The sequence below is a fragment of the Streptomyces sp. RG80 genome, assembly GCF_040446465.1.
GTDB lineage: Bacteria > Actinomycetota > Actinomycetes > Streptomycetales > Streptomycetaceae > Streptomyces.
Genome location: NZ_JBEAAJ010000031.1, coordinates 1 through 4,256, shown reverse-complemented (window position 1 = coordinate 4,256; position 4,256 = coordinate 1). Strand labels below are relative to the sequence as shown.

Genomic DNA, 4,256 nt, shown 5'->3' with positions numbered 1-4,256 from the left:
GCTGCTCGGCGGTCAGCCCGCCGCCGTCCGGATACCGCATGCCTCCGGCGTAGCAACCCTGGCGGACCGTGTCACCGGTCCCGACATAAATCCAGACCCCGAAACGCAGAAGTCAGTAATCGCCTCAAAAGACATCGTGCCGTGGCCACGAGATACGACAAACTCGCGGTTCGTTACGAGGCAACCGCTCTCGTTGCGGCCATCAACGAGTGGCTGTGACCAGCATATTCGGGATACATCCTAGACCGCTGCCTTCCGCATCCCAGTCAGAAAGCCCCTGACCGCGGCCAGTTCCCGCTCGTCGTATCCCCGCAGCAGGTCCACCGCCCGATCGATGAGCGGTCCGAAGTGGGACCAGCCGAGGGCGACCGCCCGCTCGTCCACTTCGATGGTGACCTTGCGGCGGTCTCGCGCATCGCGCACCCGCCGCACATGCCCGGCCCGTTCCAGGCGGTCGACCAGTGCTGTGGTTCCTGCCGAGTTGAGCCCGAGAGCGGTGCCTAGGTGCCCTGCTGTGGTCTTTTCGCCGGCGCGGGCGGCGTCCATCAGGACGATCAGCGCACGCACGTCGGTGGGGTGCATGCCGTTGCGCTGTGCGAACCGGGTGCTGTGCCTGCCCAGGTCGACGGCCACCGCGCGCAGCAGGTGGACGATCTCCATCTCGGGCCCCGGCTCGGCTCGTTCAACGAGTTCCTCACCCTCCTGATCGAGCACGGACCACCTCCACGTATCATCTCGCCCAACAAGCATCTTGCTGAGCGAGATAATAGAGGAGTCGCCGTTCATGAACGCTCGCGATACGTACGACGCCGACAACTTCCTCATGGCCTACGACAAGGTCATGACCAAGTGGCCTACCGCTCGCGAGACGGCGACCGTACCCACACCCTTCGGAACGACACACGTCAACGTATGCGGCCCGGCCGACAGACCCTCGCTCGTCCTCCTGCCCGGCGGAGGGGGCGCAACCTCCGCGTCCTGGTACGCGCAGGCCACCGAACTGTCCCGCACCCATCGGGTGTTCGCCGTCGACTTGATCGGCGCCCCCGGACGCAGCACTCCCGACGGCGACCGCCACCCCCGTACGGTCGCCGACCTGTCGGCCTGGCTGGACGCGCTCCTCGACGGCCTCGGAGTGGCCGAGACCGACCTGGGCGGACACTCGTACGGCGCCTGGATCGCGCTGCATCACGCCATGCGCGCGCCCGACCGGATACGCCGCCTGGCCCTTGTGGACCCGACCCAGTGCTTCGCCGGGTTCAGCCCGGCCTACCTGCTGCACGCACTGCCCATGCTGCTGCGGAACACACCCCGCCGGCTCCGCGCCTTCCTGGAGTGGGAGACCAAAGGCTCCGCCCTCGATCCCGACTGGCTCGCCCTCCAAGAGGCGGCCGCCGGTTTCCCCTCTCTCCGACCCGTAACCGGGCCGCGCCCGGCACCGGACGCCCTGCGCGGCCTGGACCTGCCGGTCCTGTTGCTCCTCGCCGGAAGCAGCAGGACCCATACCCCCTCCAAGGTGGCCGCCCGTGCCGAGGCGCTGCTGCCACGCGTCGCAACGACCGTGCTGCCGGATGTGTCCCATCACGCGCTTCCGCACGCCATCCCGCCCGAGGCGAACCGTAGCCTCGCCGGCTTCCTGGAACCGTCCGGTGACTGAGTCTCAGCCCGCCCCGGGCACCCCACCCTCAAAATCAACCCTCGTTCAGCTCCGCTGATTGCACTCCGATACACGGCCCAAAAGCAATGCCGTGACTCTGTTGGCGATCTTGACTGGGTGGTGACGGCGGTCGCTGGTGGTGGTTGGCTGGTCGATGGCGGGGCGGCCTCGGTCATGGGGCGGTGGACGGTGTCGGTGCAACGGCCGGTGTGCAGCGGCCTGGTGGCGAGCACGAGGCGATCGACCTAGTCGAAGGGGGCGTTGACCTCCGCGTGAAGGCAGCCATGCGCGCACCTCGTCGTCAATTGTCGTCGTGCTCGTGCCGTTCGGTGAATTGGCCAGCCCCGTAGTCGAGTCGCTGTGCGGTTTCGATGAGTGGTGCCAGGGGGTCTTGTGCCGTGTACCGCCGGTCGTACCAGGGGCTGCAGCCCTGCCGGGCTCGCCATGTGTGGAGTCGGGAGAGCCATCGCGTGATGGCGGGGGTCGCGGACTCTGCCTCGGCAGGAACCGAGGCGCGCCGATATCCCGGTGGGTCGCGCCGCAGAAACGCCACGGTGCGCCACCCCTTCCGCCACGCAGAAATATCTACCAACATGAGCACGCCGAATCCGGCTAGACCGTCGGAATTTCGTACATTCTTGCGGCCTGCCCTCAACCCAGGGCGGGCTGCACGCCGTCCCCTTGCGAAGGAGAGCGCGCGCCATGAGAACCGACGCCAGGCAGGGAGCGGAATGGCTCGCCGCCGCCGCAACCGACCCCAGACAGTGCAAGCGGCAGTGGCGCGGCGAGGCAGGCACCGCGGTCCTGGCCTGCGGCCGGTTCTGGGACGTGCTGAGCGTGCCCGAGGAGCTCGGCCTGCTCGCCCTGGACGTCCTGCTGCGTACCCCGCTACAGGAACCCGGCCCCACGCTGGCCGACTTCGCCGCCCACCGGGTGGGCTTCTTCCTGCCTCCCGACCCCGCCGGCCGCTGGGTCGGCTCCGGGCTCCGTTACGCCGGCCAGGGAGCCTGGATCGCCGCGCCGGCGCCCCAGCGGGCCACCGGGTCTCTGCGCTGGCTGGTTCCGCCGGACGGCAGCGGCATCCTGTACGCTCCCGCCGCCGTGGAACTGGCCCTGCTCCAGGCGACCGGCACACTGAACGCCCTGCTCAACTCCAGCTCACGGCCGACCGCGGCGCGGGGCCGCAGCAGCCCTCGTGCAGCGCGTCGGCTGGGCAGCCCGGCTCCCGCGGACGGCCGGGATGACCCGCCCGTATCCACCAGTGGAGCTCAGCCTGCGGGCTGCGATACGGCCACACGTTCCCACCGCTCCATGCCGGTCCCGGAGTTCACGTTCGCCTGCCGCCCGATCGCGGGCGGGGCGGTGAGGGCCGCCCACCGCTGATCCGGCCGGCCCGGCAGGGCCCGCCCCTGGGCCTGCCATTCGACGGCCAGGGCGGCGTAGATCGGCGGGTGCATCCCATGCGGACCAGCGAGGCCGGCGTATGCCCGGGGGCACTCCTCACGGTCCAGGAGACGCCCCGTCGTAGTGGAGGTGGTGTCCATGCCGCTGCAACGCGACGGAGTACGCCGGTGGTACGCCTGCCCTCACCCAGGCACCGAATCGAGTGAGCGCACCTGCCCGATCGGGGCCATGTGCTCGTCGGACAAGCGGCTGAACGGCCGGGCGGTCGGGCGCATCCTGCACCCTCACCCAGCCACCAGCCGCCCCGGGGCACTTCACAGCCCGACAATTTGGGGATCTCATGCCGGTGAGGGCGCGGGGGCAAAGGCGGTGGGATGGGCCACCCAGCGCAGGACGGCGGCGCTCACCGCGTCACCGAGGGAGCTGATGGCCTCCACGGCGTGCTGGTCGCCGGGAAGCGGGGCGATGCCGCGGATGGTGAGTGCGGCACACAGGTCCAGTCGGCGCCGGTCGACGGGGCTGAGGAGGATGTTCAGGCGCTGAGTCGGGTCGGGGGGCGGCAGCAGGTAGTCGCCGCCTTCGCGGACGCCGGGCCGGCCGGCTTCGGGGTCGGGCATGGCGGGGGCGTACGGGTCGCAGATCGGCCAGACGTCCTGGGCCGGGACGAGCGTGTCGCTGTATGCGTTCACCGCGGATCTCCCTTGCTTGGCGTGTCTGTCTGCCCGTTGAAGTCGCTGGGCGGGCGGGCCCGGTTGCACCGCCCCTCAGCAATCCCCCGAATGCCGCAAAAGTAAGGAAACCCGCCTCGCACATCCGGCCTTGCCTGTGCAGACACGACGCCCGCGCAAGCCACCCGCGCCGTATGGTGCGCGGACCCCGTCTGGCCGCCAGGCCCGCCGAAGGACCGGCTTGCATCGCCGTGAGCGCCGCTTCTGATCCCCGTCCTCTCTCATCGCCCAGGGCTTGCGCCCATCGTGCGGTACATGCCGATCGAGTCGTGCGTGGTGGTATCTGCGAAGCCGTACTTCTCGTAGAGGGAGCGGGCGGGGCCGTCGGCGATCAGGGAGACGTAGGGGCCTCCCCCTGAGTGGTGGACACGCTGATACTGGATCTGCTTGATCCGGAGGAAGCGAGAAGACCGCCGATGGCGATGAAGGACTACTCGGACGAGTTCAAGGCCGATGCCGTGGCCCTG

The 4,256-nt window shown here is 69.6% G+C and carries 4 protein-coding genes and 1 pseudogene; 2 read left to right on the top strand and 3 right to left on the bottom strand.

All coding sequences use genetic code 11. The features are described 5' to 3' along the window. Positions 1 to 240 precede the first annotated feature (240 nt). Positions 241 to 660, bottom strand: coding sequence for a MarR family transcriptional regulator (locus tag ABKA17_RS47810; protein ID WP_353698777.1), 420 nt, complete (start codon positions 658 to 660; stop codon positions 241 to 243). A gap of 124 nt (positions 661 to 784) precedes the next feature. Here ABKA17_RS47810 and ABKA17_RS47805 point away from each other — a divergent pair, with 124 nt between their 5' ends. Together ABKA17_RS47805 and ABKA17_RS47800 are read left to right on the top strand one after the other, a co-directional pair. After that, positions 785 to 1,657, top strand: a complete 873-nt coding sequence (locus tag ABKA17_RS47805) for an alpha/beta fold hydrolase (RefSeq protein ID WP_353698776.1) — start codon at positions 785 to 787, stop codon at positions 1,655 to 1,657. 702 nt (positions 1,658 to 2,359) lie between these two features. Continuing rightward, positions 2,360 to 3,040 (top strand): hypothetical protein, encoded by a 681-nt coding sequence (locus tag ABKA17_RS47800; protein ID WP_353698775.1) that lies wholly within the window; start codon positions 2,360 to 2,362, stop codon positions 3,038 to 3,040. A 359-nt stretch (positions 3,041 to 3,399) separates the two neighbouring features. On the opposite strand, the gene ABKA17_RS47795 is transcribed toward ABKA17_RS47800, so the two are convergent. Together ABKA17_RS47795 and ABKA17_RS47790 are read right to left on the bottom strand one after the other, a co-directional pair. Continuing rightward, complete coding sequence (locus ABKA17_RS47795) at positions 3,400 to 3,750, bottom strand: hypothetical protein (RefSeq protein ID WP_353698774.1); 351 nt, start codon at positions 3,748 to 3,750, stop codon at positions 3,400 to 3,402. Positions 3,751 to 4,010: 260 nt separating this feature from the next. Then, positions 4,011 to 4,133, bottom strand: a pseudogene (locus ABKA17_RS47790) (GNAT family N-acetyltransferase); the annotation flags it as partial. Positions 4,134 to 4,256: the final 123 nt, after the last annotated feature.